Origin of the sequence: Vibrio sp. LQ2 (genome assembly GCF_023920125.1) — a bacterium.
Taxonomy (GTDB): domain Bacteria; phylum Pseudomonadota; class Gammaproteobacteria; order Enterobacterales; family Vibrionaceae; genus Vibrio; species Vibrio fluvialis.
Genome location: NZ_CP085308.1, coordinates 2,617,621 through 2,642,033 on the forward strand (window position 1 = coordinate 2,617,621; position 24,413 = coordinate 2,642,033).

The 24,413-nt window shown below is 48.9% G+C and carries 46 protein-coding genes; 3 read left to right on the top strand and 43 right to left on the bottom strand.

Going from position 1 to position 24,413, the window contains the following annotated elements:
- Positions 1-9 precede the first annotated feature (9 nt).
- From LGV68_RS12225 to LGV68_RS12305, 17 genes are all read right to left on the bottom strand, one after another.
- Positions 10-444 carry a hypothetical protein gene (locus tag LGV68_RS12225; protein WP_024375191.1) on the bottom strand — a complete coding sequence of 145 codons (435 nt, stop codon included), beginning with the start codon at positions 442-444 and terminating at the stop codon, positions 10-12.
- A 155-nt stretch (positions 445-599) separates the two neighbouring features.
- Entirely contained in the window at positions 600-1,148 is a 549-nt protein-coding gene (locus LGV68_RS12230; protein WP_020328431.1) for a cysteine hydrolase family protein, read from the bottom strand.
- Between the two features lie 95 nt (positions 1,149-1,243).
- Positions 1,244-1,825, bottom strand: a complete 582-nt coding sequence (locus LGV68_RS12235; protein ID WP_020328429.1) for a DJ-1/PfpI family protein — start codon at positions 1,823-1,825, stop codon at positions 1,244-1,246.
- A gap of 21 nt (positions 1,826-1,846) precedes the next feature.
- The gene (locus tag LGV68_RS12240) at positions 1,847-2,290 is read right to left on the bottom strand and encodes a GNAT family N-acetyltransferase (protein ID WP_024375193.1); all 444 of its coding nucleotides are present in this window, start codon (positions 2,288-2,290) and stop codon (positions 1,847-1,849) included.
- 16 nt (positions 2,291-2,306) lie between these two features.
- Positions 2,307-2,774: an OsmC family protein gene (locus LGV68_RS12245; protein ID WP_024375194.1), complete on the bottom strand. Its 468-nt coding sequence runs from the start codon at positions 2,772-2,774 to the stop codon at positions 2,307-2,309.
- A 16-nt stretch (positions 2,775-2,790) separates the two neighbouring features.
- Positions 2,791-3,420, bottom strand: a complete 630-nt coding sequence (locus LGV68_RS12250; RefSeq protein WP_143683317.1) for a LysE family translocator — start codon at positions 3,418-3,420, stop codon at positions 2,791-2,793.
- 162 nt (positions 3,421-3,582) lie between these two features.
- Complete coding sequence (locus LGV68_RS12255) at positions 3,583-3,984, bottom strand: NUDIX domain-containing protein (RefSeq protein WP_020432716.1); 402 nt, start codon at positions 3,982-3,984, stop codon at positions 3,583-3,585.
- Positions 3,985-4,019: 35 nt separating this feature from the next.
- Positions 4,020-4,370: a GlpM family protein gene (locus tag LGV68_RS12260; protein WP_020432717.1), complete on the bottom strand. Its 351-nt coding sequence runs from the start codon at positions 4,368-4,370 to the stop codon at positions 4,020-4,022.
- A gap of 175 nt (positions 4,371-4,545) precedes the next feature.
- A complete protein-coding gene (locus LGV68_RS12265; RefSeq protein ID WP_047462366.1) occupies positions 4,546-5,184 on the bottom strand; it encodes an alanyl-tRNA editing protein in 639 nt (212 codons plus the stop codon).
- Between the two features lie 36 nt (positions 5,185-5,220).
- The gene (locus tag LGV68_RS12270; protein ID WP_047462363.1) at positions 5,221-5,649 is read right to left on the bottom strand and encodes a MazG nucleotide pyrophosphohydrolase domain-containing protein; all 429 of its coding nucleotides are present in this window, start codon (positions 5,647-5,649) and stop codon (positions 5,221-5,223) included.
- On the bottom strand, positions 5,637-5,993 hold the full coding sequence (locus tag LGV68_RS12275; RefSeq protein WP_038127503.1) for a hypothetical protein: 357 nt from the start codon (positions 5,991-5,993) through the stop codon (positions 5,637-5,639). The genes LGV68_RS12270 and LGV68_RS12275 overlap by 13 nt, the downstream gene beginning before the upstream one ends.
- Before the next feature lie 7 nt (positions 5,994-6,000).
- Positions 6,001-6,396 (bottom strand): VOC family protein, encoded by a 396-nt coding sequence (locus LGV68_RS12280; protein WP_202642719.1) that lies wholly within the window; start codon positions 6,394-6,396, stop codon positions 6,001-6,003.
- Positions 6,397-6,399: 3 nt separating this feature from the next.
- Positions 6,400-6,777, bottom strand: coding sequence for an STAS/SEC14 domain-containing protein (locus LGV68_RS12285; protein ID WP_020328418.1), 378 nt, complete (start codon positions 6,775-6,777; stop codon positions 6,400-6,402).
- 26 nt (positions 6,778-6,803) lie between these two features.
- Positions 6,804-7,286 carry a YbaK/EbsC family protein gene (locus LGV68_RS12290; RefSeq protein ID WP_032080393.1) on the bottom strand — a complete coding sequence of 161 codons (483 nt, stop codon included), beginning with the start codon at positions 7,284-7,286 and terminating at the stop codon, positions 6,804-6,806.
- An 83-nt stretch (positions 7,287-7,369) separates the two neighbouring features.
- A complete protein-coding gene (locus tag LGV68_RS12295) occupies positions 7,370-8,023 on the bottom strand; it encodes an HAD family phosphatase (RefSeq protein ID WP_252535296.1) in 654 nt (217 codons plus the stop codon).
- Positions 8,024-8,046: 23 nt separating this feature from the next.
- The gene (locus LGV68_RS12300; RefSeq protein WP_020328415.1) at positions 8,047-8,451 is read right to left on the bottom strand and encodes a VOC family protein; all 405 of its coding nucleotides are present in this window, start codon (positions 8,449-8,451) and stop codon (positions 8,047-8,049) included.
- A 29-nt stretch (positions 8,452-8,480) separates the two neighbouring features.
- Positions 8,481-8,960: a GNAT family N-acetyltransferase gene (locus LGV68_RS12305; RefSeq protein WP_143683310.1), complete on the bottom strand. Its 480-nt coding sequence runs from the start codon at positions 8,958-8,960 to the stop codon at positions 8,481-8,483.
- Positions 8,961-9,086: 126 nt separating this feature from the next.
- Between LGV68_RS12305 and LGV68_RS12310 the strand changes: the two genes are divergently transcribed.
- On the top strand, positions 9,087-9,773 hold the full coding sequence (locus tag LGV68_RS12310) for a tRNA (adenine(22)-N(1))-methyltransferase TrmK (protein WP_158146283.1): 687 nt from the start codon (positions 9,087-9,089) through the stop codon (positions 9,771-9,773).
- Here LGV68_RS12310 and LGV68_RS12315 read toward each other — a convergent pair.
- The 11 genes from LGV68_RS12315 to LGV68_RS12365 form a co-directional block, all read right to left on the bottom strand.
- On the bottom strand, positions 9,770-10,501 hold the full coding sequence (locus tag LGV68_RS12315) for a glucose 1-dehydrogenase (RefSeq protein ID WP_172571357.1): 732 nt from the start codon (positions 10,499-10,501) through the stop codon (positions 9,770-9,772). The two genes, LGV68_RS12310 and LGV68_RS12315, sit on opposite strands and share 4 nt — an antisense overlap.
- A 33-nt stretch (positions 10,502-10,534) precedes the next feature.
- Positions 10,535-11,098 (bottom strand): class IV adenylate cyclase, encoded by a 564-nt coding sequence (gene cyaB, locus LGV68_RS12320; protein WP_252535298.1) that lies wholly within the window; start codon positions 11,096-11,098, stop codon positions 10,535-10,537.
- Positions 11,099-11,230: 132 nt separating this feature from the next.
- Positions 11,231-11,695 (bottom strand): GNAT family N-acetyltransferase, encoded by a 465-nt coding sequence (locus LGV68_RS12325; protein WP_047462340.1) that lies wholly within the window; start codon positions 11,693-11,695, stop codon positions 11,231-11,233.
- A gap of 80 nt (positions 11,696-11,775) precedes the next feature.
- Positions 11,776-12,318: an isochorismatase family protein gene (locus LGV68_RS12330; RefSeq protein ID WP_047462337.1), complete on the bottom strand. Its 543-nt coding sequence runs from the start codon at positions 12,316-12,318 to the stop codon at positions 11,776-11,778.
- A 9-nt stretch (positions 12,319-12,327) separates the two neighbouring features.
- A complete protein-coding gene (locus tag LGV68_RS12335; protein ID WP_020328407.1) occupies positions 12,328-12,804 on the bottom strand; it encodes an HAD family hydrolase in 477 nt (158 codons plus the stop codon).
- Positions 12,805-12,846: 42 nt separating this feature from the next.
- Entirely contained in the window at positions 12,847-13,296 is a 450-nt protein-coding gene (locus tag LGV68_RS12340; protein WP_230857661.1) for a hypothetical protein, read from the bottom strand.
- Positions 13,297-13,345: 49 nt separating this feature from the next.
- On the bottom strand, positions 13,346-13,882 hold the full coding sequence (locus LGV68_RS12345; RefSeq protein WP_252535301.1) for a DUF924 family protein: 537 nt from the start codon (positions 13,880-13,882) through the stop codon (positions 13,346-13,348).
- A gap of 80 nt (positions 13,883-13,962) precedes the next feature.
- Positions 13,963-14,433 carry a GNAT family N-acetyltransferase gene (locus LGV68_RS12350; protein WP_252535303.1) on the bottom strand — a complete coding sequence of 157 codons (471 nt, stop codon included), beginning with the start codon at positions 14,431-14,433 and terminating at the stop codon, positions 13,963-13,965.
- Between the two features lie 108 nt (positions 14,434-14,541).
- Positions 14,542-14,916, bottom strand: a complete 375-nt coding sequence (locus tag LGV68_RS12355; RefSeq protein WP_020328403.1) for a hypothetical protein — start codon at positions 14,914-14,916, stop codon at positions 14,542-14,544.
- Between the two features lie 158 nt (positions 14,917-15,074).
- A complete protein-coding gene (locus LGV68_RS12360; protein ID WP_222734153.1) occupies positions 15,075-15,689 on the bottom strand; it encodes a class I SAM-dependent methyltransferase in 615 nt (204 codons plus the stop codon).
- A gap of 12 nt (positions 15,690-15,701) precedes the next feature.
- On the bottom strand, positions 15,702-16,115 hold the full coding sequence (locus LGV68_RS12365) for a GNAT family N-acetyltransferase (protein WP_252535305.1): 414 nt from the start codon (positions 16,113-16,115) through the stop codon (positions 15,702-15,704).
- A 192-nt stretch (positions 16,116-16,307) separates the two neighbouring features.
- Here LGV68_RS12365 and LGV68_RS12370 point away from each other — a divergent pair, with 192 nt between their 5' ends.
- Positions 16,308-16,781 carry a peroxiredoxin gene (locus LGV68_RS12370; protein WP_020328400.1) on the top strand — a complete coding sequence of 158 codons (474 nt, stop codon included), beginning with the start codon at positions 16,308-16,310 and terminating at the stop codon, positions 16,779-16,781.
- A 52-nt stretch (positions 16,782-16,833) separates the two neighbouring features.
- Here LGV68_RS12370 and LGV68_RS12375 read toward each other — a convergent pair whose 3' ends face one another.
- From LGV68_RS12375 to LGV68_RS21460, 7 genes are read right to left on the bottom strand one after another with little or no spacing between them, the layout of a single operon-like run.
- On the bottom strand, positions 16,834-17,739 hold the full coding sequence (locus LGV68_RS12375; RefSeq protein ID WP_252535307.1) for an EamA family transporter: 906 nt from the start codon (positions 17,737-17,739) through the stop codon (positions 16,834-16,836).
- 56 nt (positions 17,740-17,795) lie between these two features.
- Positions 17,796-18,191 (bottom strand): GFA family protein, encoded by a 396-nt coding sequence (locus tag LGV68_RS12380; RefSeq protein ID WP_172571362.1) that lies wholly within the window; start codon positions 18,189-18,191, stop codon positions 17,796-17,798.
- 46 nt (positions 18,192-18,237) lie between these two features.
- Complete coding sequence (locus LGV68_RS12385) at positions 18,238-18,609, bottom strand: carboxymuconolactone decarboxylase family protein (protein ID WP_252535309.1); 372 nt, start codon at positions 18,607-18,609, stop codon at positions 18,238-18,240.
- 56 nt (positions 18,610-18,665) lie between these two features.
- Positions 18,666-19,022 (bottom strand): MerR family transcriptional regulator, encoded by a 357-nt coding sequence (locus LGV68_RS12390; RefSeq protein WP_020328396.1) that lies wholly within the window; start codon positions 19,020-19,022, stop codon positions 18,666-18,668.
- Between the two features lie 20 nt (positions 19,023-19,042).
- A complete protein-coding gene (locus LGV68_RS12395; protein WP_252535311.1) occupies positions 19,043-19,630 on the bottom strand; it encodes a GNAT family N-acetyltransferase in 588 nt (195 codons plus the stop codon).
- 3 nt (positions 19,631-19,633) lie between these two features.
- Positions 19,634-20,047, bottom strand: a complete 414-nt coding sequence (locus LGV68_RS12400) for a GFA family protein (RefSeq protein WP_032080380.1) — start codon at positions 20,045-20,047, stop codon at positions 19,634-19,636.
- 9 nt (positions 20,048-20,056) lie between these two features.
- A complete protein-coding gene (locus LGV68_RS21460) occupies positions 20,057-20,188 on the bottom strand; it encodes a hypothetical protein (RefSeq protein ID WP_257937916.1) in 132 nt (43 codons plus the stop codon).
- Positions 20,189-20,263: 75 nt separating this feature from the next.
- Here LGV68_RS21460 and LGV68_RS12405 point away from each other — a divergent pair, with 75 nt between their 5' ends.
- Positions 20,264-20,446 (top strand): hypothetical protein, encoded by a 183-nt coding sequence (locus LGV68_RS12405; protein ID WP_020328392.1) that lies wholly within the window; start codon positions 20,264-20,266, stop codon positions 20,444-20,446.
- A gap of 198 nt (positions 20,447-20,644) precedes the next feature.
- Here LGV68_RS12405 and LGV68_RS12410 read toward each other — a convergent pair whose 3' ends face one another.
- The 8 genes from LGV68_RS12410 to LGV68_RS12445 all read right to left on the bottom strand — a co-directional run bounded on the left by LGV68_RS12410 (position 20,645) and on the right by LGV68_RS12445 (position 24,411).
- Complete coding sequence (locus tag LGV68_RS12410; RefSeq protein ID WP_202642734.1) at positions 20,645-20,920, bottom strand: DUF4242 domain-containing protein; 276 nt, start codon at positions 20,918-20,920, stop codon at positions 20,645-20,647.
- 100 nt (positions 20,921-21,020) lie between these two features.
- Positions 21,021-21,218, bottom strand: a complete 198-nt coding sequence (locus LGV68_RS12415; RefSeq protein WP_020328389.1) for a DUF1289 domain-containing protein — start codon at positions 21,216-21,218, stop codon at positions 21,021-21,023.
- 5 nt (positions 21,219-21,223) lie between these two features.
- The gene (locus LGV68_RS12420) at positions 21,224-21,640 is read right to left on the bottom strand and encodes a GNAT family N-acetyltransferase (protein WP_222747392.1); all 417 of its coding nucleotides are present in this window, start codon (positions 21,638-21,640) and stop codon (positions 21,224-21,226) included.
- 114 nt (positions 21,641-21,754) lie between these two features.
- Positions 21,755-21,928, bottom strand: a complete 174-nt coding sequence (locus LGV68_RS12425; RefSeq protein WP_233921026.1) for a hypothetical protein — start codon at positions 21,926-21,928, stop codon at positions 21,755-21,757.
- 76 nt (positions 21,929-22,004) lie between these two features.
- On the bottom strand, positions 22,005-22,541 hold the full coding sequence (locus LGV68_RS12430; protein ID WP_020328386.1) for a DNA topology modulation protein: 537 nt from the start codon (positions 22,539-22,541) through the stop codon (positions 22,005-22,007).
- A gap of 40 nt (positions 22,542-22,581) precedes the next feature.
- The gene (locus tag LGV68_RS12435; protein WP_024374541.1) at positions 22,582-23,052 is read right to left on the bottom strand and encodes an ASCH domain-containing protein; all 471 of its coding nucleotides are present in this window, start codon (positions 23,050-23,052) and stop codon (positions 22,582-22,584) included.
- Positions 23,053-23,139: 87 nt separating this feature from the next.
- Entirely contained in the window at positions 23,140-23,466 is a 327-nt protein-coding gene (locus tag LGV68_RS12440) for a hypothetical protein (RefSeq protein ID WP_354668670.1), read from the bottom strand.
- A 234-nt stretch (positions 23,467-23,700) separates the two neighbouring features.
- Entirely contained in the window at positions 23,701-24,411 is a 711-nt protein-coding gene (locus LGV68_RS12445; protein ID WP_252535314.1) for a hypothetical protein, read from the bottom strand.
- Positions 24,412-24,413 lie beyond the last annotated feature (2 nt).

A 24,413-nucleotide genomic window follows, 5' to 3' on the forward strand; every position in this document is an offset into this window, starting at 1 on the left:
AACGATCCATTAAAGCTTAACGACTTCACCCGTCAGCGCAACACCCGCGATTACCGCACCGGCGCCGCATTGGAATGTCTCTTTATTCGAAGTCAGGTTGTTTTTGTAGTTCGATTTGATATTGATCACCGCGTTTCCGCCTTCCTTAACGGCGCGATCTTTCAGAGCCAACATCGCAGAAAGAAATACCCACTGGCACGCTTCTTCATCCGTTTTGTTGAACGAGTTGGTTTTTTTGTTGGTTTTAAACTCACCCATCGCTTTCACCACTTTTGGGTGCTTTTGATCACCAAAGAAAAAGCGAATGTCGTCGCCCAATTTAGCCTTGGCGGCTTCTTGGCTTAACGCATCTTTAATCGAGTAATTACCAATATCATCACGGGCATAAGCCGAAGCAGAGCAAAGCACTAAAGCGGAAAGGATCGCAGGAAGGATCTTTTTCATTGTTTTATCCTGAAAATGGTGGAACTACGGCAATTGATTTGCCTTGTTAAGAAACTCATACCATATCGGTTTACCAAGCCGCCTGTAAACAACTTATTGATGCAGCAAATCATTTACAGGCTGTAGTTCTCAGTTTCGCAACCGGAAAGAGTCACCTAATCCGCACATTGGCAGATTTCGGTGGTGGTCATGGCTTTAATCGGGACTCGAAAACTGGAGATATGTGACAACACAAAAGAGTGGTGATGACGAATCAGTTCCGCTGAAGCATGCGGTTTATCGTGCGTAGTATGGGCATCGGTTGCCAGTTTGATGGCGTACCCCAATGCTGCCGCACGACGAGTGGTAGTATCAACGCAGAAATCCGAGGCATACCCGCAAATGATCAGCTCATCGATATCCTGCTCTTCCAACAACGAACGCAGATCCGTGTGATGGAACGAATCCGGCGTGGTTTTGCGAACGAACAGATCACCTTCTTCGGTATTCAAATCGTGCTGCAGTTGCCAGCCTTCACTCTCATACTTGAGTTCAGGGTATTCCGGCTCTTCATGCTGAATAAAGATAACGGGATAGCCTTGCTCTCGGGCCCATTTGCTCAGGGTATTGATATTGCGAATCACATCTTTAGCCGCGTAAGGCTTGGGGACAGGTTCGAAAAGGGATTCCTGAACATCGATAATCAGTAACGCTTTATTTTTCATACCACATCTCTCTGAATCTTTGTGCAATCATCTGAATATACTTTCAAATGACCTTAACCTTCTCTCAACAAGCATAATTCACCTTAGGCGATCCTTCATTGTTGAGTTTTATTCCAATCGTATTCCATTTGTCTTGCGGTACGTTCTGCCAAAGACATTGAGTCAAGTACTGACACCAGATACAAACTCATATCAATGCCGGCAGAAATCCCGGCCGACGTCGTGATATTGCCGCTGCGAACCCAACGCACCTTTTCCTGCACATCAAGCGCCGGAAACATCGCTCTCAAATCAGCAATGTCTTCCCAGTGCGTGGTCACCGGCTGGTCAGTTAAAACACCAGCCTGCGCGAGCAAAAAGGCTCCGGTGCACACAGAAGCCACTTCTTTGGTCTCTCTTGCAGCGCCGCGAATCCAATCGAGCACCTCAGTCTTTTCCAGTTCTGCGGTGTGTACACCACCAACCACAATCAAAACATCAATCGGTGGATGATTCTGGAAGCAATAATGGGGATTCACCAAATACCCACCGCGCGCCTTGACCAAGGTGTCATGTTGCGCCACGAAAAAGACATTCCAATCATTGCCTGCTAAACGTTTTGCTGTACTGAGCACCTCAAACGGCCCGGAAAAATCGAGCACTTCAGCGTCATCATAAATATAAATCGCGATATTCATCCCTGAACCCTTATTTGTTATCTATTCGACACGTTGTGTGTAGTGGTCGAATGCTGTCACCTTCACATAGCCGTGGGATTCATACAGCGCTTTCGCCTGTTCATTATCGACCGCAGTCGCCAGTTTTACTGTGAGCGCCTGCGTCTCTTTGGCATAGTGACGAATATGTGTGAGCAATAATCCAGCAACACCCTGACGACGCGCCGCAGAGGAAACAAACAGATCGTTCAGATACCACATCCTTTTCATCGCCACCGATGAAAAGGATGGATACAACTGGGCAAATCCGAGCAGCTTGCTGTCGTGTTGCACCACGAAAATCACCGAGTCCCGCGCATCTAACCGCTGCGCGATAAAATCGCGCGCGGCGCTGAGGTTGGCGGGTTGATTGTAGAACTGGCGGTAAGCATCAAACAGTTCCGCCACCGCGCTTAAATCCGAAGATGTAGCTTGTACAACCTGCATCCTTACTTCCTTGCAGTTACAGTACGATTTGCGTCGTGACTTCAGTTTTGACAGAATTCGCAATAAAGCAGTTTTCATGCGACTGATGATGCATTTTTTCCAGCATTTCAAGATTAGGTTGCTTGTCGCCAGAGAAGACCACTTTTGGCTTTAACACCACTTTGGTCAATGCCACTTTACCCTGTTCATTCGGTTCAAGTGTTCCGACTGCATTATCTTCGTAGGATTCGATCACATAACGTTTCTTGGCTGCAATCGACAAAAACACCAACATATGGCAACTCGACAATGCCGCAACCATCGCTTCTTCCGGATCGACGTTGGCTTCCACTGAGAGTGGTAGCGGCACAATGTGAGGAGATGCCGAAGCCGGGACGGTAACGCCACCATCAAATTGCCATTCGTGACCACGACTGTACTGATTATCACTGAACACTTCGTCCGGCTGACGTTGCCATTTGACGGTTGCGCCATACTGCGACATGCATTTCTCCTGTTGCTTAAGTTCTCGATACGGTAGATAGCCACGCGCCAGCGCCTACAAATACGCCGCCAGTCAGGCGGTTAAACAGCTTGGCGCGTCCTTTGGCCAGAATCCAAGTGGAAGATTTCGCGCCCAGATAGGCATAAAAGCACAACCACGACAGCTCCATGATCATGAAAGTCGAGGCAAAAATGGCATACTGGGAAAACAGCTCTGCTTGCGGGTCAATAAATTGAGGGAACAAGGCGGTGAAAAACAGAATGGCTTTGGGGTTGCTGGCTCCGACGATAAAACCACTCACGTAATGGGAACGATAGCCCGCAACCTGACTGCTCTCGCCATTGGTCATTTCATAGTGATCTTGTTTTGAGGTCAGTGCTTTTAAACCAAGGTATGCCAGATAAGCCGCGCCCAGCCATTTCACCACATTAAAGATGATTTCTGATGAAGCGATAAGGACGCCAAGACCAGTAAACGACAGAGTCATGATTCCCGTAATGGCCGTCAGGCTGCCTAACGCGGTCGCGAATGCACGACGCCAACCAGAGACCACACCTTTAGTCATGCACAACAGAGAACTCGGCCCAGGAGATGCAGTTAAAATCAGCACAGCCAGGGCGTAAACCATCCAGGTTTCAATCGACATAGGAAACTCCTTTTCCTGAGTTAATAAATTAGGGTTGCTGCATCATGCCAGTACAACTAACGATGCCATCTTATGCGGTTTATCCTGACCGCGCAGAAATTCAACCATACGCATAAAACGATGAAATGTTAACCAATTTTTATGCTATGCCGTGCACTAGGCTTAGCCAAGCACGCCACTGGCATACAAGCGCTGATATTCCATAACCGCCAGCTTGTCGGCGTCAGTTTCCACCGCATTTGGATCAATATTCGCCCAGAAGACTTCATCCGCCTCATGACAGGCTATATCGCCGCTCCATTGCGGAATCACGTAATAATGCAGAAGCTGTAACTCTCCGGTCGGGTGATACAGAGAACAGAGGTATACCGATTTTTGTGGGGAAACGGCCAGTTCTTCATCAAGCTCGCGAAGCAGCGCATCGGTCTGGTTTTCCCCCAGTTCAATATGCCCGCCCGGAATCGCGACGATGTTTGGATCATGCGTTTTCGCGGCAGAGCGCTTTTCCAGCAGCATCTGACCATTCTTAACCAGCAAAAACGACACACATTCAAACACTTCCATTTTGACTTCCTTCTTCGATGATGCCTGGGCTGACTTTACGCCATACTCGGATGAAAACGACTCCAGCTCAACAAGAGCACAGCGGCGAATGCCACCCAAACCAGTGTCGCCAAACTCAGCGTCCACACCAGATTATATTTGTAACTGAAATAGTACACGGAGAGCAGATAGGCAGCATATGGAATCAGCGAATAAAGGCCAAACAGTGCCGTGACGCGCAGCTCCTCCATCGTCCGTTCGCTGCCGACAATATAATGCGCAATCAACGCAAAAGTAGGAAACAGTGGCACTAAACCGGAAATGAAAAAGCTTTTACTTTTAGACAGCAGCGCAATCAGCAAAACCGCAAACGCGCCAAGTAAGCATTTGAAAAACAGAGCGACCATGGATAATCCCTTACAACTGATCTTTCATCCCATACGCGTTGTTTTCTATCATGCCAGCGGGGCAAGCCCGACAACACGGTGACACAGAAAACGCGTATCGCATGTACAAGGGGTCAATATAGGGTTATGCAACCGGATGTGAAAACCAAATTATCACTCTGTGAGAATTCAAAGGCTATGCAAGGTAAATTTCCACTCGCTCTTTACCTCCGCCAATATTCTTCCGCTTGAGACGAATGGCGCCGACTTCGCCCGTGCTTTTCAGATGGGTACCGCCGCACGGTACTTTAGCAAACCCCTCAACTTGCCAGTAACGGCGCTCTTCGGTTTCATCGGAAAACGCACTGATGATCGGTGAATCTTGCGCGATGATCTTGTTCGCTTGCTCTGTAAGTTCTGGCAGCAAAGGCGCGATGCTCTCTGGCCAATAGAAATCGATGCGACTCTTATCCTGCGAGATGTGCGCACCGATTTTCTCAACTTCTGAAAATTTCTGGTAGAACAATTCCAACACTACTTCAGCGGCAAAATGTAACTTCATCAATTGATAACGACGCGGCCAGTCGATTTGAACCCACACCTCTTCGCCCACACCAAACGCGGCATCTTGATCCAGGGTATAACGAATGGTTCGCCCTTGTTTTTCAGCTTTTGTCACCGCAATGCCAGCAATGGTGCCGCTGTCGCTTTCCTGACCACCAGATTCTGCATAGAAAATGGTTTCTTCCAGTTCAACCTGTGAGCCTTCGACCCAGCTAACTCTGGTTAAATGTTCGGTTTGATAGGGATTAGCCCAAAATTGCTTTTTACACATTCCTTGTGTCTCTCTCATAATATGCAGTGCTGACGCTTAACTGTTTTGTTCGTCTAACACGCGGGCTTTATGTGCATTCCACGCCTGCTGCTCTGTCTGCAACGCCACTTTCTGCTGTGCTTTGACTTCGTCCCAACCGATGCCCTGTTCAATCGCGCTGATGCGCTGCTCATATTTTTTGCATGCACGGGCAATCACACTTTCCAGTTTGATCTCACTCTCTTTTTCCAGCGCCAGCAGCAAATTGAGGTAATCCCAAAGAACATCTCCGAGCTCTTCTTCCAGATAGCAGCGTCGCTCGTGAGGGATCTCTTCTTCAACTTCCTGCAGCTCGGATTGAATTTCATGCAGATAGGTCTGAGCGCCCTGAAACCAATCACTGGATTGGTCGATATCGCTTTTGCGCTGCGCAATCGCCAGCAACGCTTCTACGTTTGAGCCCAGCGCCTGAGTTAGTGTTTCCATTGACCTCTCTCTTCGAGAATAACTTTTGAATCCTGCACGACGCGCAAGATGCCATTTTCCAGTACTTGGTATTCGGTATTACCGTTGAAGAAGTGATACCCCAGAAAGCGACAAGGTGTTTTACCATCCTTACACATCATGTGCAGCGTTTCGCCTTTAAGCGCGATTAGCTTTCCGCTTTCTTTGGCGTGGCCTACATACGTGACATTGTCACAGGAGACATTGCCTTCTTCACACTGCGAAGTCACTTCCACCACATAATGCGGCGTTTCTAACGTGGCACTCAGCACTGGCATCGCCATGACAGCCAAGACTAAACACCACAGATGAGGTTGAAATTTCAAAACACTTTTACTCACTAGTGACAAACGGATAATTAGACAGCTCAATCAGGTTTCCATCCGGATCGCGCACATACACCGAGCGAATAGGCCCGACAGCACCAGTACGGATGACCGGACCTTCTTCAATCTCAATACCATGCTCTTGCAAGGTGACAATAACCATATCAAGTGGCGTGTGAGTGATAAAGCACAGGTCTGCGCTTCCGGCCTGAACTGTGCGAGCTTTGGGTTCAAATTCCGCCCCCAACAGATGGAGATTAATTTTCTGATTACCAAAACTGAGTGCGCGACGTCCTTCACCAAAAGTGACCGGCGTCATACCCAGAATCTCACTGTAGAATGCAACGGTCGCATCAATATCCGCGACCGTCAGCACCCAATGATCTAAATGGCTGATCTGCATATATTATTCCAGCCATTCCAACGCTTGAGCATAATCATCAAAAAAGCGAATTTCACCGGAGATAAACCAACTGCCAATCTTGGCCGCTAACTCTTGCCAACCGGGCTTACCATACAGCGCGATCTTATCGAAGTCAGAGCCGTGCTTGAGACCCAGCTTAAAATCGTCCCACGCGGCACGCAGCTCCCAGCCTTCCAGCTCAGTAGCATCAAACAGCACTTTGACTTTCGGCTCATTGACTTTTACCAGCGCCGCATCAAGCATGGGTGTCATAATTTCATAGTCTTGATGAGTCAGGGTTCCTACGGCCTTGATGACCACGAAGAACTGCTCATCTACCCTATCTAATCCGATGGAAATACCATGTCGTTGAAAACTCATAACACCTCCTTACACTGTGTATTGGATTACTTTGCCAGTTCAACCCAGGTGCCCTGAGTTAACTGTTCCAGATCGCTTGAGTGTAGTTCAAACAAGGAGTTCGGCGTGCCAGCCGCCGCCCAAATGGCGTCATAAAGCTTAAGCGCCGGGTCAAGTATGGTGGTCACTTGCGCATGATGGGCAACTGGCGGAACGCCACCGATCGCATAGCCGACTTTCTCACGCACAAAATCAGCGTCCGCTTTGCTCAACTTAATGCCCGTGGCTTGCTCCACTTTGCGCGTACACACCATGTTCGCGCCAGACGCAACGATCAGTACCGGTTCACCTGTTGCTTTATTTTTGAAGATCAGCGACTTTGCGATTTGACCAATCGTGCAACCGACCGCTTCTGCTGCTTCCGCCGCCGTACGGGTTGAGGCAGGCATTTGCCTGACCACAAATTGCTGCCCATGGCGGGAGAGAAAATCCTGCACGCGTTGCGATGAGGCTTTGAGATCCTGGCTCATGACGTTGACTTCCTTGTTGATGATTTGACTACAAACATAACGCGCCACCTATGTGGCCGCAACCCGTTTGACCAGCGCTCGGCTTATCTCTGCTCCGCGGGTTGTGGTAACAAAGCAGCAAAATCGCGGATAGACATGAGCGCACGACTCAGATCGTTGTGGCGGTTAAACTCGTGTTGAATTGCAATCACGTCGCAGCCGCTTGCGCAGCCAGCCTCAATGCCTGCTGTAGAATCTTCGAATACCAGCGCGTCTTTTGTTGCAACATTGAGCCTTTTTAATGCCAGCAGGTAAGCTTCAGGATGCGGCTTGTGTTGGGTGACATGCTCCTGAGTAATGACCAAATCAAACGCATCGGCTAAATCCAGCGATGACAGAATACGCTCCACCATCCATGTCGCCGCAGAACTGACCACTGCGCATCGTTTATGCTGTCGTTTCAGTTCGGTTATGTAGTTCTTCGCGCCCGGAGTCAGGGTTAACGCTTCATTAAGCAGGCGCTCGTAGTGAGTTCGAAAATGACGGTTGAATTCGGCTAAATCGGGAGAAATACCGGTATGGCGAAAAAAGTGTCCGGTCACCGTTGGCCAGTTTTCTCCCATTACCTGCTTGTAAATATTGTGGTCGACAGTCTGTCCGTACTCCTGGCAAGCCAGTGCTAGCGCCTGACCTTTCAACGGTTCTGAATTCACTAATGTGCCATCCATATCGAACAGATAAGCCTGATAATCCTTCAATGGGAACTCCTTTGGGTTTTTGTTTAATTGTCTACGTAGGGCTTCAGCTCCACGACATTGCCTTCGGGATCATCAAGGTATACTGAGCGCCCAAAACCTTGCGCGCCATAACGCTTGGCGAAATCCGAATGCGGAATATTGTGACCATCGAGAAAGGCCGTCAGTTCCCCTTCATCGACTGGCGTAATCTGCAAGCAAAAATGATCGACATTGCGTCCGTCCTGCTCAGGCGCTTTACCGCCCAGTTGCCCGAGCTCGCTATCTACGGTCACGATATCGATCAGCGCATTGCCCGCACGAAGCTGTGTGAGCCCCTGCGGCAATTCCCGTTCAAGCTGACAGCCCAGTATGGTTTGATAAAAATGCAGCATCTGATCCAGTTTGGTAGTGCGCAGCACTATGTGGTCCAGCCCGTGTATCTTGATCATGGTTGTTCTCCTTAACTCACCCCGCGTGTTTATGCCTTGGCAAACGCCTTGAGCGCATCACCTTCAAAGCGAAAATACTGTTTTTCCGCCACTTGGGCGGCATGAATTTTCTGATAAAACGCCGCCGCACCCGGGTTGGTGGTTTCCGCGGTCCAGTCGAGGCGCAAACACTGTTTATCCAGCGCTTCTCTGGCAAGGTATTTCATCAACTTCTCGCCCACACCTAGCCCTCGCGCCTGCTGCGATACAAACAAATCTTTCATATACATCTGCCCGGACAAACGCGGCGCGGGATACATAATGGTGTACGTTGCAAAACCAACTATCTGATCATTTACACTGGCCGCAATCAAGCGGACTCCGGAATGATCAGCGAACAGACCGTGTTGCAGATAATCAAGAATATCGCATTCGCTCGCCGCATCCTGACCAAAATAGTAACGTTCGAGCTCTGAAAAAATGGGCACCAGCAAGTGAGCTTGATGCGTAGTGATCGGGAGAATGTTCACGTGATAAATCGTCCTTTTCTTCGGCCATGTATCCGTACTTGAGAATGGCCTTTTTGCTGAAAATGCTTCGCCAAGCTGCGCTTAGTCTCTACAATAGCGCCTCTTTAACGACTTTGCTGTAAACGAATGAAACTGAGTAAACGCCTGCAAACCCTTGATAGCCTCGTCACACAACACTATGACCACATCTGGGACTGCTGTTGTGACCACGGATTTTTGGGCATGACGTTGCTAAAACGTCAGGCGGCCACGCAAGTGCATTTCGTCGATATAGTGCCGGACTTGATGGATTTACTGCACCAGCGTCTGGAGCGCTATTTTCCGCGTCAAGCCGGGTTTGACTGGCAGATACATTGCCAGGATGTCGGCACTTTGCCTCTTGCTCAACATGAGGGAAAGCATCTGGTAATCATCGCCGGCGTTGGCGGAGATTTAATGTCAGAGTTGGTTAAAGCGATTATTCATGCTCATCCGAATACGACGATCGAGTTTCTGCTGTGTCCGGTCCATCACACATACACCTTGCGCTCTCTGTTACAGGAATTAGGCGCGCAGTGCATCAGCGAAACCTTGCTGGAAGAGAACGGCCGTTATTACGAAGTGCTGCACGTAGTGACCCGTTCTCAAACGCATCAACATCGTAGCTTGAGCAAAGTCGGAGAGCAGATCTGGCAGCAATCCGATCAGCAGCGCGAGCTAGCCAAACGCTATCATGCCAAGTTGCTGGCACACTATGCCCGCATGCAACAGAGTACGCCCGACAAAGTCGCGCCCATTCTGACGGCCTATCAGGCAATCAGATTTGACGATTAACGCCCACCGGCAAGATCAATAAACGATCCGGTCACATACGAGGCTTCCTCTGACAGCAACCACGCGATAGCATTCGCGACTTCTTCCGGAGTACCGCCCCGTTTCAATGGAATGTTAGGTGCCAGTCGGTCCACGCGTCCCGGTTCGCCTCCGTCGGCATGCATCTCCGTATAGATAAAGCCCGGACGGACAGCATTCACGCGGATGCCCTGTTCGGCCACTTCCAGCGACAACCCTTTGGTCAATGAGTCCATCGCGCCTTTCGATGCAGCATAGTCAACATATTCGAATGGTGCGCCGCTGCGTGAAGCCGCAGAAGAGACGTTCACAATCGCGCCACCAGCAGGCATCTGTTTAAGTGCTTCCCGGCAACATAAAAAGCAGCTGGTCACATTCGTGTTCATCACATGGTTAAATCGTTCGAGGCTCATGTCTGCCAATCGGCTCTGCTTATCCAATATGCCCGCATTATTGACCAGATGCGTCACCACGCCGAAACGTTGCTCAGTAGCAGCGAAAAGCGCTTCGACCTCCTGCTCATTGGCTACATCGGCCTGCATGGCAAACGCGCGACCGCCCATGTCGGTAATGGCACCCACCACTTGATCGGCACTGGCCTGATTCGCACGGTAGTTGACACACACCGCATACCCTTGTTTTGCGAGCAACTTAGACGTTGCCGCTCCAATACCCCGGCTTCCGCCAGTCACAATCACAACTTTATTCATACTCTTCCCTGATACGGCATCCTTCCAACTGAATTAGGATGCCTTGGTATTATGATGGAGCTCAAACAGCGTGCGGTAGGAACGATGCTCGCGCTGCTGCTCCGTTAATCCAAACTTCGCCGCCAGTTCGAGGAGCTGCGCACGGTATTGTTCAAGCGCGCTGTCGTCATCCGTCATAATGGCGAACTCGGCAAATTCTCCGATTCCCGGCAGGACATCGACCGTAATGTGAAAATCGCCGACAAAATAGATATTGCGAGTCTTTTGCATCGTTAACACACATTCATAACCCAAGGTGACGAGCATGCTTTTCGCGGCTTCGACATCAGTAATATTGGTTGCCTGACAGCGGTCATCACCCGGCCCTTTTACAATCCACAAGCGGTTATCGGATGGCTGCATGTCACGAATGCACAGCGCTTTACTCTGCTCACGCAAAGTACGTTGCGGCGTATCGAAATAGTCATCACGCTCGTAATTGTCTTCCAGCATGATGTCATGCGGGATCTGGCTTAACCGTTTAAGAAACTGGGCTTTAGAAGCGATGCGATATTTCAACTCCACTTCATAACGACCCGAAAAATGAGATTGACTCATGAATGAAGGCTCCTATCACACCAAGGCGATCAAACGCTGCTCAGTGTGTACAACGGGATAGTTCAGGAAACGCGCTTCCTAGCAATAAGGCACCTTAACAAAAAGGCTGCAGTAGTTGCAGCCTTCTCACCCTTATTTATCGACCAGATCACGCGTCATGAACTTGCTGTTTGGGTCTGGTTGATAATTGGCAAAAGGCTCGCAGTAGCGAAAGCCGTTTTTCTCATACAGCGTACGCGCCGGAATAAAAAACGTTTCAGATCCGGTTTCCAGGCTCAATTTTTGATAACCACGAACCTTAGCTTCGTTGATCAAATGTGATAAAAGCTGCGATGCCACACCGCGATTACGGGCCGCCGATGAGGTTCGCATCGATTTGATTTCCCCATGTTGCGCGTCCAACTCTTTCAGCGCAACACAGCCGAGCACTTCACCGTCATCTTTCGCTGCCCAAAACGTGATCGAAGGGTGTTTGAGCGCTTCGACATCCAGAGCGTGTACACTCTCTGGTGGTGATGTGGCGTACATGTCAGCCAGATGTTCTTCCAACAGACGAACAACGCCTGAACCTTGTAAATTATCGACTGCAATCTCCATTGCCTGATGTGTCCTTGCTTTTACGATATGAAGGCCACATTCTTCATGGCAATCCACATGACGTCAATGCGAATCTCGGTTTACTTAATCAGCTGCAATATAGGTTTAAACTCCGCAGCGCGACAATCTTCCACCAGCTCATAAAGACACATTTCCACTGAAGTAAGGTGCGCACCGAGTTGGGCCATTTTGTGCAGCCCCAGCGCTAAGTTGGCTTCAGCACGTGAGGAGACGCAGTCCTGCACCACTTCAACGTGCAAGCCATCCGCGAGCAATCCGCAAACGGTCTGGTAAACACAAATGTGCGCTTCGATACCACACACCAGCCAGTTTGTGGCCCCGGTGCGGTTAATCGCGTCCACAAAAGCCGTTTCTTTTCCTGCACCAAAGTGAAATTTTTCAATGGGTTGTGAACTACGCGACAACAGTTCACACAATTCCGGATGCGTTTCTCCGAGCTTGTGCGGATTTTGCTCCAGCCAGATGATTGGTAATTCCAGAATCTGTGCGCCCTGTATCAGCGCTTTCACGTTGTGAATCAGAGCATCACTGTGTTGAACGATTTGCGCTAATCGGCCCTGAATGTCGACCACGATAAGGCCAGTATTGTGTTTACCGAGCATAGCGAGTTCCTATTCTTCTATCAGTTCTGCCAACGAATGGATCATCGCACCAGAGTACGGCTTGTCCGCCATCTGATGAGAAGGGTTATACCAGATGGCCTGCATGCCAGCATCGAGTGCGGGGAATACATCTTTATCTAGGGTATCACCCACCATGGTGACGTCAGCTGCAATGGCATCCAAGCGGTCCAAAATCCGTTCAAAAAATTCTGGCGTACCTTTGGCAATGCCGAGCGTCTGTTTGCAAAAATAGCCCTGAATGAATTCATCCAGCCCGACACGCGCAAACGCTCGTTGAATGTCTTCTTCACTTGAATCATCCGCATTGGTAGCAATGTAAATTTCGGCATGCAGGCTGAGCATTCGCAGCGCTTCCAGCGCTTGAGGAGTAGCTTCGACACTTGGCCAGTCACACATTTTTCCCGTCTGAGATGGATTATCGACCATGAGGGTATCTCCCCAGTCGAACAAGTAAATAGACGTCATGATTCCACCCTCCTCACTCGAGCATTCATCACGCTCATGTTTTTACTCACTCAGCGTGTGCAGTTTTTCCTGATCGAGATATTTCTCGAACGCACCCATGTAGCTTTGTACGTTCTGATCGCCCATCAGTTCAGAGAAAGCGACCTCGCCAACCACACTGAATGCCTGTTGAATCGCTGCCGGACCATATTCGCTGTAGGCAAGCTTAGTCTGTTCATAGCAATCTTGTGCCAGCAAACGGGTCACCAGTTTGCCCATATACTGGCTCGACTGATCTTTATCGCCCGCAGTGACATTAGCGTAGGATTTGATCTCATAATGAGATGCCATGGCGAAGAACACCCATTTCGCCAATTCTTTACGCTCACGCCCATTCATTGAATCGGTCAAACAGCTTTGTAGCTTACCCACCGAATTGTTCTCCTGAGCGAATGCAGGCAGCGCATTCATGCTCATTAACGTAATCAAACCTAGCGTTACTGACTTTTTCATCATCCTGACCTTACCTATTTAAGAAACTTGTCCGTTGTGAACTGGCAGACTAGAACGCAGAGTTTGGCAGCTTGAGAAACTCCAGCTCCTCTGCGGTCGATTGTCGGCCTAATATCGCATTGCGATGCGGATAGCGACCAAAGCGTTCAATGATCGCTTTATGTTGCATTTCAAAATCAAGATTCACTTGCTCGCCAAGCTCGCTATAGAGATCCATGGCGGCGGCATGAATCAAACGCGATTCGCTGTGCATGAATGGCAGGTAAAGGAACACCTGCTCACTTTTAGTCAGTTGCTTGTGAAAGCCCTTTTCAATCGCAAACTGCGCAAGCGTCAGCGCCTGCGGATCCTGTGCAAACGCTTTGGGCGTATCGCGAAAAATATTGCGCGAGAACTGATCGAGCACGATGACTTCAGCCAACGCGCCTTTCGGGCATTGTCGCCAATGAAACAGCTCGCCTTTTACCGCTTGCTCATGCAGCGGTGTAAAACGGTCACGAATTTGATCGTCGAGCGAAACATCCTTTTTCCACCACATCTCAGGGGTCAGCTCGTTGAACCAGAAAGTCAGAACACTTTGATACATGCCACGCTCCTCAAGGTTGAATTAAAAGTATATACGCTGAAAACTTATTGCTACTGAAGAAAGAGAGTGACCTGCCGTTGTCACGACAGGTCAAGCTGCATAATGTGTTGCGGCCCTGCTGCACCACCGAGATATAACTCACCAGTGTCTTCGAATCCGCCGCCAAGATAGCAGTGGCGCGCACCGGGGTTTTGACAATTCACCGTGAGATAGATGCGATGAAACTGAGGATAAAGGCGCTGCAAATACTCTTTCAGTAACCGGGCCGCCTGTTTACCATATCCATTTCCCTGCGCTTGTTGAGAGACAAAGAAAGCTCGCAAACCGAGATGATGGCTACCAGCAAAATCGTATTGTTGACTATAGAGGGTATCGATGAGAAAAAAGCCCACCACTTGGCCATCCGCCAACATCAGGTGCGGATGAATTTTGTCATCGATGTTGACCAGAATTTCGCCAATGGTACCGACAAACTTCACTTGTTCATCGGCCACATGAAGTTCTGCAACCTGAGTGAGATGTTGCGGTTGCATCGGTTGAAGAGTCAGCACGTTAGAGTCCTTTCACTATGAATCACAATGAATACTCTAACGTAAACAGAAAGTTAAAATAACCCCGGTGGCTCACGGTTCACGCAAGTGACCGGGGAGAAATCCACATCAGGCTGATTTTGAACGAATAAACAGGACTTTCATCAGAACCATTCCCACCAGCACCAGAATGGAAGAAAGTGCCAGAATCGGGTCCAACACTTCCATAGCAATAAACTGGCCGTAGAGCAGGAACAAACCGACAACCATGATCAAAACGCCCACTTGATGGATCCAAAACTGCACTTTCGCCAGCGAAGTGTCGCCGTTGGTTAGCCACAACTTGTGGCATAAACCATAAATGAACGACACCACAAACCCTGCCAGCATAATGTGAGCATGAGTGACTAACTGACCGTGATTGTGCGAAGCAGCCATGTAAATACCCAACAGCATCCCCAAAATCGCGTAACCCAAACTGCTTGTAACGAATTTCTTATCCATGCTCGATCTCCCCACCGAGACAAAAGACTCAGGTGCGAAGCTCGCATGACGACGATGATTTTGTTTTTCGGTTCGCACCCACCTCGATAACACTAGACCTTACACCGTCAGATTACCAAACTGCATACGCTTTAAGCAGTGATGTGCATATTTAAAAATCAGCGAGTTGCCGATTTTTGCAACACAACACCCAATCTTCCTTTGTCTCTGCCGCCATCCGGTTCGTTGACCAGTTCATGGCGCAGAATCCGAAAACCCATTTCCCGGCAATGGCGCAGCAACACCGGAACCGGGAAAGCATCATAGAAGAATTCATGCCCTAACATGATATCGGTAAAAGGCGGCAGATCCGTATCGCTACCACCGCTCGACAAAATCACCACACCTTCGGGTTCCAAGGCTTCAAAGACTTTACCCAGCAAGGTCAGATGTTCATGGCGTGGCAGGTGGAACATACTGTCCCAGATAATGACGCCGTGATAATGACCTACGGGCTCAAACGATTCGAGTTCACTCTGAATCCATTCCTGTTGTGGCATAGCTCTTCGAGCAAGGCTTAACAGCCGCTCAGAACGATCAACGCCCGTCAGGGTAAAGCCGCGCTCAGTCATCATTGCCGCAATGGGAATACCATGACCACACCCCAAGTCTAATACTCGGCCTTGGGGCGGGATGTAACAGCGAAACAGTTCAAACAGCGCAAGGTCAGGCGCAGGTAAATGCGTGCGAAGCCGATTCCAATCCTCGGCAATGGCATCATAGTCCGTTTTCATGGCTCCTCCGGATTATTTGAGTTCCTCGGCCGACAGCATCGTCCACGCGCTGCCATGTTGGGTGAAGCCAATCTTCGGGTAATAATCCACCGCTTGCGGCGCAGCCAGCAGAATGACTCGGCAACCAGGTTTAAGCGCAGCGAAAGTGTGTCGAATGAGCCCTTTGCCAATACCCTGAGCCTGAACCTGTTCAGAAACGGCCAGATCAGACAGATAGCAGCAATAACAGAAATCTGTTACCGAACGAGCAACGCCCACCAACCTGTCACCCATCCAGGCGGTCACGAGTAAATCACCGTGGTTCAGCATACCTTCAATACACTCGCGATCTTCCGTTGGCCGGCGAGGGCCCAACGATGTTTCATTCAGCAGCGTGATGAATTGATCAGCGCTGATTTGACGTTCGGAAAAGTATTCCACCTGCATGCGTCACTCCCTGTGATAACTGTTTAATGTCAGACGGTTACCAACATAACGCTGCTTTAAGCAGCGTACAACCTGCGAAAGCAGAAATATCTCAATATCCCCAAGGTTTCTCTGTTTTTAGATCGCCCATTTGGGACTAGACTGTGGATAGAGTCTTATCCCATTCACTCCTATCCAAATTAAGGAATCATCATGATCGAACAAGGACAACACCTGCCAGAAGGTACACTGAGCCAGCTAACGAAAGACGGTATGGTTAACCACAACGTTAAAGAACTGTTTGCCGGCAAAAAAGTGGTACTGTTTGCTGTACCAGGTGCCTTCACGCCAACCTGTTCAGAAGCACACCTGCCAGGTTACGTCGTTCAAGCAGACAAACTGAAAGAAAAAGGCGTCGACATCATCGCCTGTGTAGCGGTAAACGATGCATTCGTCATGAAAGCTTGGGGCGAAGCGCAAAACGCATCTGAACTGATGATGCTGGCAGACGGCGACGCAAGTTTCACGAAAGCACTGGGTCTGGAAATGGACACCGCTGGCTTTGGCGGCGTACGCTCACAACGTTACGCGATGATCATTGAAGACGGCGTTGTGACGACTCTGAACGTAGAAGCGCCAAAATCGTTTGAAGTGAGCAAAGTTGAAGCGATTCTAGAAGCACTATAATCATTGCCGATAAGAAAAACGGAAGGCTTGGCCTTCCGTTTTTTTGTTTGTGTTATTCCGACTTACTGAGCGCAGCCAGCGGAGTACGCCGGGCAAGCATTTTTATCACTATACCGCCGAGTACCGATACCGATAATCCGCATAAAATCAGAACCGCTCCCATTACTTCCAAATGACTCATGGTTTCATCCAGCAACAAACTGGAACTAACCATCCCCACCACCGGGATCAACAGCGCAAAAGGTGTCACCGATGCGGACGGGTAATGATTTAACAGCCAACCCCAGATGGCAAACGCCACCAAAGTAGAAATGTAACCAACGTAAATCACTGACCACCAGGCCTGCGCACTGGTCGCAGCCAGTACTGCCAGCGGGTCACGAGTTTCGACCAGATACGAGATAGCAAACAGCGGTAGTGGCGGAACCAAACTCGCCCAAACCATGAAATGCAGCAGATTGACGTTTTTAATCCGTTTCATGATCAGGTTGGAAATCGACCAGAACAAGGCCGCGCATAAAATCAGTGTCACGCCAGTCAGTGTTACGTTGCCGTTAGCGCTAAAGAAAAACAGGCTAAAACCGAGCGCCGCGATCGCAATCCCGAAAAACTGCGCTTTGGTGATCTTTTCTTTAAGTAACAGCACACTGAGAAGCACAGTGAAAATCACCTGCGCTTGAAGCAGTAGCGATGAGATACCCGCTGAGGCATCACTTTTCATCGCGACAAACAGGAAGCTGAATTTCAACACGCCGAGGAACACCCCTACACCAATGACATTCCATATCGACGTTTTCGGGAAGGGAATAAAAAACACGGCCGGAATCGCGACAATCAAGAATCGCAATCCTGAAAACATGATGGGCGGTAATTCTTCAAGGCCAAATTTGATGACCGAGAAATTCAGTCCCCAAATCAACACCACCAGCAATGATCCCAATACACTTCGAATATCCATTTCTGTCTGTTCCTTTGCCACTGACGATGGCGATTACTGTTTTGCTGACAAATATTTTAACGATCGGCAGGATGATTGACACCATCATTCGTGACAACGTCACCCAAATCAAAAGGATTAACCCCTTCCAGACAACCAACGTTGTAACCATACTGATGGGGATTGGAGCGACGCTGATGATGCGTGTAAATACCACAAACCGAACAAAAATAGTGCTTCGCGGTTTGAGTATTGAACTGATAGAGACGCAGCGCTTCCTGCCCTTTCACAATGTGTATCGCATCCAGTGTCACCGATGCCACAATGGCCCCTTTACGGCGACAAATAGAACAATCGCAACGGCGTGGATCCACAATGCCATCAGGCAAGCTGAGTTCCAACTCGACAGCGCCGCAATGGCAGGTTGCACGATGTTTTTCCCGAATAACCGTTGGGCCGACTTGTTTTATCATATTTCCTTCCTTTGAATGATGACTGTGCTGCTCGCGTGTACATGGGTTACCGTTCCGCCAGCACCTCTTTAAAGGCAAACATCCCGTTCAATGCTGTGGGAAACCCGGCATAAACCGACATTTGCAGTATCACTTCCTTAAGTTCATCTTCAGTGCAACCGACATTGAGTGCGGCGTTAAGATGCACTTTTAACTGTGGTGTGCAATTGCCCAAAGCAGTCAGCGCCGCGACGGTGGCAATTTCACGCGACTTAAGATCCAGCCCTTCCCGGCTGTAGATGTCGCCAAACGGGTATTCCACCGTAAAGCGCGCCAAATCAGGACAGATATCCTGCAGGCTTTCCATCACTTTCTGACCCGCGTCACCATCGATTTCATTGAGTTTGGCCAGGCCGGCCGTAAAACGAGCGTGTGTCATTTCGATTCTCCTGTTAAATGAACAAAAGAACCTTACAAGTTAGAGTGCACTCTAAGTCAATGGATTTCCTGCGCTTTATACCATTCGATTTTTCTGTCCAGCGCTTGGAGATGGCTCAGTTGAGTGTCCAGATGGGCTTTGAGTTGTTTTCGATGTTCTTCAAGCAGTTGCTGACGTTCCGAATGACTTACTGTGCCACAAGCTCGTAGCTCTGCATACTGCAAAATGTCACCCAGTGGCATTCCGGTCTCTTTTAAACGGACAATAAACCGTACCCAGTCGACTTCTTTACTGGTGTAAACACGGCGTCCGCTCGGTGTCCGCTGGACATTTTTCAGCAGGCCTATTTTTTCGTAATAGCGCAGTGTATAGGTACTCAACCCGGTGAGTTCGGAAAATGCTTTGATATTCATTGAAACCTCGCTGAATCGATCTAACTGGCCGTGTGCCACTGTTCGCGGGTAATGTGGTAAAGGCAATGGCACTGTAGCGGATGGCCTTCGGGTAAGGCGGGATGAAGGAAATCTGCGTGACAGTTTTGCATACCCAATTTGCTCATCACTCGTTGCGATGGCTGATTAGTTAAAGCAGTGAACGCCAACACTTGCCTCAGGTCAAGCACAGCAAAGGCAAAGTGGAGTGCAGCCCTCGCGGCTTCGGTTGCGATGCCCTGCCCCCAGCAAGGTGACGCCAGACGCCAGCCAATTTCGACACAAGGCGCAAATGGCAGAGCACTGGTTTCTGCTTGCCGATGCAAACCGACAAAGCCGCCCGTTTCTTTGTGCTCGACTGCCCAGAATCCCCAACCGTTTTTGGCAATCAAAGATTGAATTCGCTTCGCCAGAGCATCACTCTCAGTCTGACTCAAAACGGCAGGGAAATGTTTCATTACCAAGACATCAGCGTTGATCTTAGCGAAGGCAGGGAAATCACTGTCACGCCATTGACGAAGAATAAGGCGTTCCGTTTCGAGGCAGGCTATTCGGCCCGCCTCGTATGTTAACTGGGGCTCAGGAGGCATGACTCAAGCTTGTTTGTCAAACGTTGGCACACCTTCCGGTAACACCACCCAACTCAGTTTTTCACTTACCCAGACGTGCGCTGAAGGTTCAAACAGCGTGTCGTCTTTTAAGCCTACAGGTTTAAGTTTGAGCTTGATGATCTCTGGTTGCGCAGGGTTGAACTGGTAAATACGGTTGCCACAGGTGCTGCAGGAATAACCGTCATTCAAATTACCGCTGGCGGCAATGCGCCCCCATTTGATCATTTCGCCGCTGAATTCAATCGCATCGGCGGGAATCATAGCAGTCACACTAAACGGTGCCGTCGAAAGCTTCTGGCACTCCTGACAATGGCAGGCAATCACTTTTTTCGGCGCGGCGTGAAGTTTGTAGCTCACTTGGCCACACTGACATGACGCTTCTATTGGGTAGTCCATACATATTTCCTATCGGTAAGAGTAAAGCGCGGTATCGGTCATCGGGCATGCCGCCCAAGCACCAAAGAAAGTGAGTAGCACGTCATCATCACCCAGTCCGGATAAATGAGCGACGGCTAATTGGTAAAAATAATGTTTCATTTTTAACAGATGCACAACTCAATTTCTCGCCATATTTTAAAAAAGCAAATAATGATAATTATGTGAGGAAGTTCCATGAAAGTAATGATTCAGTATACTCAAACCGGCATGTACAAAGATGAAGCCTGGGAATCACCAGCACTTCATATTAAAGGCCAGCTGCACGCTGTGTCGCCTTCGTATGCCGTTCAGCTTATCCAACGTAATCAGGCGTGCCTGTACACGGATGAGAACAACAATCTCGTCATCAACTCATAATGATGAAGTGGGTTTGTTGCCTTTGGGGAATGATTGTAAATAACGATTAACAGAGTACACAGTTCTACGCTCAACGAGCTTGGTACTCTCTCAGTAAATCCATGGTATCGGCGCTAAACCGGAACACACCAACAGGAGTAAGGTTTTCATGGATGATTCAATAGCAGCGACTCATTACACTACATGAGTCGCTGTTTTTCAGGCTTCCGCACTGGTAGGGTCAATCACCGCATTCACCGGGTAGATTGCACTGACCGGAAACTCTCCCATCTCCGCATGCTTGCGAATCAGCGCTTCATCAGGCGCAATGTACACACAATACACTTTATCCGGCGTCACGTAGCTCTCAACCCACTGAATTTTCGGGCCTAAAACTTCCAACACGTTACATGATTTCTGTGAAATCGCTCTGAGATCGTCCTGCGTCAGGCCACCCGCCCCCGCAAGATCCCGTTCAATAACATATTTAGGCATACTTACCTCCTGTTTGTACCCGGTAAGTATAGACCAGCGATCCCCCGTTCATAAGTTGACAGACCAGTCACTGCAAGGCTTGAGCGCATAGTGGCATATTTCAACGGCGGTTGAATTTGGCTCGTTTTCTGGCAGCACAGCGCAATAGAATCTCCGCCTTTTCAGGCTCGCTTGATCGTGTCCAGGCAAGAATTTCTTCTAGCGTACGAAAACAGCCCAGACACACATCGTTGTCGTCCAGGCAGCAGTTACGGATACAGGGAGACGGAACAGCCGATTCGGATTCAGTGCTTGCCATAGCGATTAAACCAGCGATTTGGTCAGATAATAGCGTTCTGTGGACACCGGATGATCGTGCAGGATCATCTGCACTTCGTAACCCAGTTTTTCATAAAACGGTTTGGCTTGAAAACTGAACGTATCAAGCAGACAAGCGTGGCACCCTTTCTCACGGGCAAACGCTTCTGCTTGCAACAACAATTGGCTACCCAGTCCGCGACCTTTGCCGTTTTTGTCGACCCAAAGAAACTTCACCATCAGCCAATGGCCAAAAATTTCACCATAAAGCCCTCCCGTTTTGACACCGTGTTCATCTTCTGTGAAACAGGCGATATCGGTACGGTACACATCGCCTAAATGCGGAAAATTGTGTTCGCGTAAGCCATTTCGGATGATCTCTATTTCGGCTTCCGTTGGTGTGGTGGTGATGGTCACTGACATATTAACTTCCTGATAATCCAGCATTAACGTTTCGTTATAATGCCTACACCATGCCACCAGAATAGAAAAAAAGCCAGACGATAAACGCTGGCTTTTTCAGTTTAACCGGGCATGTTAGCAGTTGCCCTTTTTGGCCTGCCCCGGAGGACAGAAACGGCCATAATCACCATCGTGAGAATCGCTTGATCTGACTTTCACGTCAACATCATCAACACGACCTTCCACACGGGTAAGCTGGCAGCCAAACAAGGTAAACGACACTGCGACAATTAAAAGATAGTTTTTCATCGGACCTTACTCATTAGTGAGTTTTATATCGATATTTGATATTGAAAACTTTAACCAACCAAAGTCCGATGAATGTTCAGCGTACGTCAGAGCTTTTCAATAATTGCGCCGCTTGACGGGGATTACGTAGATGAATAAAGCGTATGTGACTAAAGTCAGCGTCTTGCATCATCGTCAAATAACGCTGACGATTTTTGTAGTAAGTCTTTAGCGTCCACCACACGATGGAATCACGGCTGAAGAAACTTTTACGCAGCGACTCCCGGTTCCCTGTCCCGGGCCACAACTCACGGCCAGACAAGCTACGTGATACGGCCCGCTTTATCGCCTGGCAAGTGGTGCGCGTAAATGAGTAATCCAGCCAGATGACGGTATCCACCCGCTGCCACTTGACTGGTACAGTGCGATTGTAATTACCATCCAGCACCCATGCATCGCCACTTAACGCCTGTTCAACGCGAACGAAGAACTCTGCATCCGGTGTTTCTTCCCAGTTGGGTTGCCAGAATAAGGCATCCATCTCGATGTAAGGCGCGCAGATCTGCTGGCTAAGTTGACGGCCAAAGGTCGATTTGCCGCTTCCGCTGGTCCCAACGACATTAATTCGTTTCATGCTGGATCTCTCCCATCACTGATGAAAACCTTGATTCAGACTATTTAAGTGGAAACACTTTCTCAAAGTACTCGAGAACGATATCAGACTCTTCGTTGAACGCCACGCCAACTTCCTGAGCGTACTGCGTAAAGAAATCGATGTGAGCAGCACGCCACCACGCGTACGTACCATCTCCCTCACCTTCAAGCGCAGCGAATTCCGCACTGATTTGATTGAAGGGCATCACTTCGACTTTGTTGAGGCGAATAATACACACGGGCTCCTGCTGCCAATTGAGAACAACCGTTATGCGTCCAACTTCTGGCAATGGTTCACTGTCGGCATCATAGCCCGCTTTCAGGCTACATGAAGCGCGTTTAACATCGTCATTTATTAGGCGAGCGCACTCGTTCGCGTTGTATTCATCCGCGCAGAAATATTCCGCCGAGACCTGTGGAATGGCTTCTTTTTGTGATGACGACAATGTCGCAAAGTATTCATCCAGCAATGCCTGTTGATCGGGGGTCATAAATGCTCCTTCATTGTGTTAAATGCGTTTACCTTTCCATGAACAAAAAACGGCCAACATGGCCGCTTAGGTCGCGCTAGAGGCAGATTAAACCGTTTGAGCCGTCAACCACGCTGGTAACTCGCGTTTTGTCCAGCGGGCAAAACCCATTTTCTCAGCGAGATAAAAACGTCGGTAGGCACTGACCGCATCGCCACGGATTTTGTATTCATCCGGCATCGCTTGAGCAAACTCGGTCAGTCCAATCGATGGATACGTGTGCTGCTGAATCAGCTCCAATACTGCCATAGATTTGTGGTCTACCGATTTATCGTAACGAAACTTATACTCTGTATTCAATTCACGTACTAGCTCGGTCAACCAGAGAAAATTATCGTAAGATTCTTCAACCCACAAAACACAAGGATGTTTCACGTGAGTTGACTTGTAAGGTGTCTCAAAACCCTTTTTATTCAAAGCTGTACATAGCAATTGTACGCTCTCCAGAATCATTTTGACGACGTGTTGATCGCAATGATATTGCGCACATAACTTAATATCGTCATCCAGAATAAAAATATTCACGCCCCAACTCCCACGCTGCGATTTCCATAAACCTTCTTCTTACGCAAAAGTGGCGCGCAGGATCGATCAAATAGGTTGATTGAGCTATTTTTCGACACTAACTGGATAAGACAGCGAACATTGCGCCAATAATTGGGTGACGGCCCGCTGTTGATACCAATTATTAAACACCAGCTCACAGGCCGATACGTTCAATCTGCCAAATGAATGTTGGCGAAACTGCTGACACAGTTTACGCAGCGCTTTAGCATCATTCATAGGCGAACGGAGGCGTACTGCGCTGGCATGTGCGGTGACCAACTTATAGCGGCTATCGACGCTCGTTCTTAGTCCTGATTTTTTAAAACCACTCCTCAATTGATCGCGCAATTGACTCAACCCATTTCCGATGGGGTACCCCTGAATCACGATACATTCCGGCGAAGCACTGACTCCGCGAAATTCAATTTCTATCGGCTCAACGTGACTTAAAGCTTGCAGAAACACATCCGCATAGTGGTCAATGTCGATATCCGACAACTGAAAACCCGCTTCACAAGAGATAACCGACAACAGGGTTAAATGAAGTTCGTTTTGCGGATAGAAATATTGCTCTGGTTCCAGCTTTCGGACCTGATGCAAAAACTCGTCGATATTTGCCGTCACTAACGGGCTGTTGGGTTGCAAATAGGCGAGCGCAGTAATACCCCGACGTGTATCGGCTTTATCTTTGAGATAAGGATCCTGCACATACCGCTCATCACGAACGGCTTCACTGAAGTTATCCCACATGTTTTGGTAAATGGATTCTATCATTG

Coding starts and splice junctions, on each gene's coding strand:
- LGV68_RS12435 (WP_024374541.1), bottom strand. CDS start 23,052: ATGACCCCCGATCAACAGGCATTGCTGGATGAATACTTTGCGACATTG.
- LGV68_RS12405 (WP_020328392.1), top strand. CDS start 20,264: ATGAAAGTAATGATTCAGTATACTCAAACCGGCATGTACAAAGATGAA.
- LGV68_RS12400 (WP_032080380.1), bottom strand. CDS start 20,047: ATGGACTACCCAATAGAAGCGTCATGTCAGTGTGGCCAAGTGAGCTAC.
- LGV68_RS12240 (WP_024375193.1), bottom strand. CDS start 2,290: ATGCAGGTTGTACAAGCTACATCTTCGGATTTAAGCGCGGTGGCGGAA.
- LGV68_RS12370 (WP_020328400.1), top strand. CDS start 16,308: ATGATCGAACAAGGACAACACCTGCCAGAAGGTACACTGAGCCAGCTA.
- LGV68_RS12445 (WP_252535314.1), bottom strand. CDS start 24,411: ATGATAGAATCCATTTACCAAAACATGTGGGATAACTTCAGTGAAGCC.
- LGV68_RS12280 (WP_202642719.1), bottom strand. CDS start 6,396: ATGCAGATCAGCCATTTAGATCATTGGGTGCTGACGGTCGCGGATATT.
- LGV68_RS12225 (WP_024375191.1), bottom strand. CDS start 444: ATGAAAAAGATCCTTCCTGCGATCCTTTCCGCTTTAGTGCTTTGCTCT.
- LGV68_RS12390 (WP_020328396.1), bottom strand. CDS start 19,022: ATGAATATCAAAGCATTTTCCGAACTCACCGGGTTGAGTACCTATACA.
- LGV68_RS12395 (WP_252535311.1), bottom strand. CDS start 19,630: ATGCCTCCTGAGCCCCAGTTAACATACGAGGCGGGCCGAATAGCCTGC.
- LGV68_RS12345 (WP_252535301.1), bottom strand. CDS start 13,882: ATGTATCAAAGTGTTCTGACTTTCTGGTTCAACGAGCTGACCCCTGAG.
- LGV68_RS12360 (WP_222734153.1), bottom strand. CDS start 15,689: ATGAAAACGGACTATGATGCCATTGCCGAGGATTGGAATCGGCTTCGC.
- LGV68_RS12230 (WP_020328431.1), bottom strand. CDS start 1,148: ATGAAAAATAAAGCGTTACTGATTATCGATGTTCAGGAATCCCTTTTC.
- LGV68_RS12260 (WP_020432717.1), bottom strand. CDS start 4,370: ATGGTCGCTCTGTTTTTCAAATGCTTACTTGGCGCGTTTGCGGTTTTG.
- LGV68_RS12365 (WP_252535305.1), bottom strand. CDS start 16,115: ATGCAGGTGGAATACTTTTCCGAACGTCAAATCAGCGCTGATCAATTC.
- LGV68_RS12385 (WP_252535309.1), bottom strand. CDS start 18,609: ATGACACACGCTCGTTTTACGGCCGGCCTGGCCAAACTCAATGAAATC.
- LGV68_RS12325 (WP_047462340.1), bottom strand. CDS start 11,695: ATGGAGATTGCAGTCGATAATTTACAAGGTTCAGGCGTTGTTCGTCTG.
- LGV68_RS12285 (WP_020328418.1), bottom strand. CDS start 6,777: ATGAGTTTTCAACGACATGGTATTTCCATCGGATTAGATAGGGTAGAT.
- LGV68_RS12310 (WP_158146283.1), top strand. CDS start 9,087: ATGAAACTGAGTAAACGCCTGCAAACCCTTGATAGCCTCGTCACACAA.
- LGV68_RS12335 (WP_020328407.1), bottom strand. CDS start 12,804: ATGACGTCTATTTACTTGTTCGACTGGGGAGATACCCTCATGGTCGAT.
- LGV68_RS12410 (WP_202642734.1), bottom strand. CDS start 20,920: ATGCCTAAATATGTTATTGAACGGGATCTTGCGGGGGCGGGTGGCCTG.
- LGV68_RS12255 (WP_020432716.1), bottom strand. CDS start 3,984: ATGGAAGTGTTTGAATGTGTGTCGTTTTTGCTGGTTAAGAATGGTCAG.
- cyaB (WP_252535298.1), bottom strand. CDS start 11,098: ATGAGTCAATCTCATTTTTCGGGTCGTTATGAAGTGGAGTTGAAATAT.
- LGV68_RS12315 (WP_172571357.1), bottom strand. CDS start 10,501: ATGAATAAAGTTGTGATTGTGACTGGCGGAAGCCGGGGTATTGGAGCG.
- LGV68_RS12270 (WP_047462363.1), bottom strand. CDS start 5,649: ATGGAAACACTAACTCAGGCGCTGGGCTCAAACGTAGAAGCGTTGCTG.
- LGV68_RS12430 (WP_020328386.1), bottom strand. CDS start 22,541: ATGAAACGAATTAATGTCGTTGGGACCAGCGGAAGCGGCAAATCGACC.
- LGV68_RS12235 (WP_020328429.1), bottom strand. CDS start 1,825: ATGAATATCGCGATTTATATTTATGATGACGCTGAAGTGCTCGATTTT.
- LGV68_RS12425 (WP_233921026.1), bottom strand. CDS start 21,928: ATGAAAAACTATCTTTTAATTGTCGCAGTGTCGTTTACCTTGTTTGGC.
- LGV68_RS12355 (WP_020328403.1), bottom strand. CDS start 14,916: ATGGATAAGAAATTCGTTACAAGCAGTTTGGGTTACGCGATTTTGGGG.
- LGV68_RS12300 (WP_020328415.1), bottom strand. CDS start 8,451: ATGATCAAGATACACGGGCTGGACCACATAGTGCTGCGCACTACCAAA.
- LGV68_RS21460 (WP_257937916.1), bottom strand. CDS start 20,188: ATGAAACATTATTTTTACCAATTAGCCGTCGCTCATTTATCCGGACTG.
- LGV68_RS12330 (WP_047462337.1), bottom strand. CDS start 12,318: ATGCTCGGTAAACACAATACTGGCCTTATCGTGGTCGACATTCAGGGC.
- LGV68_RS12420 (WP_222747392.1), bottom strand. CDS start 21,640: ATGTCAGTGACCATCACCACCACACCAACGGAAGCCGAAATAGAGATC.
- LGV68_RS12250 (WP_143683317.1), bottom strand. CDS start 3,420: ATGTCGATTGAAACCTGGATGGTTTACGCCCTGGCTGTGCTGATTTTA.
- LGV68_RS12290 (WP_032080393.1), bottom strand. CDS start 7,286: ATGAGCCAGGATCTCAAAGCCTCATCGCAACGCGTGCAGGATTTTCTC.
- LGV68_RS12375 (WP_252535307.1), bottom strand. CDS start 17,739: ATGGATATTCGAAGTGTATTGGGATCATTGCTGGTGGTGTTGATTTGG.
- LGV68_RS12380 (WP_172571362.1), bottom strand. CDS start 18,191: ATGATAAAACAAGTCGGCCCAACGGTTATTCGGGAAAAACATCGTGCA.
- LGV68_RS12265 (WP_047462366.1), bottom strand. CDS start 5,184: ATGTGTAAAAAGCAATTTTGGGCTAATCCCTATCAAACCGAACATTTA.
- LGV68_RS12415 (WP_020328389.1), bottom strand. CDS start 21,218: ATGGCAAGCACTGAATCCGAATCGGCTGTTCCGTCTCCCTGTATCCGT.
- LGV68_RS12245 (WP_024375194.1), bottom strand. CDS start 2,774: ATGTCGCAGTATGGCGCAACCGTCAAATGGCAACGTCAGCCGGACGAA.
- LGV68_RS12340 (WP_230857661.1), bottom strand. CDS start 13,296: ATGAAAAAGTCAGTAACGCTAGGTTTGATTACGTTAATGAGCATGAAT.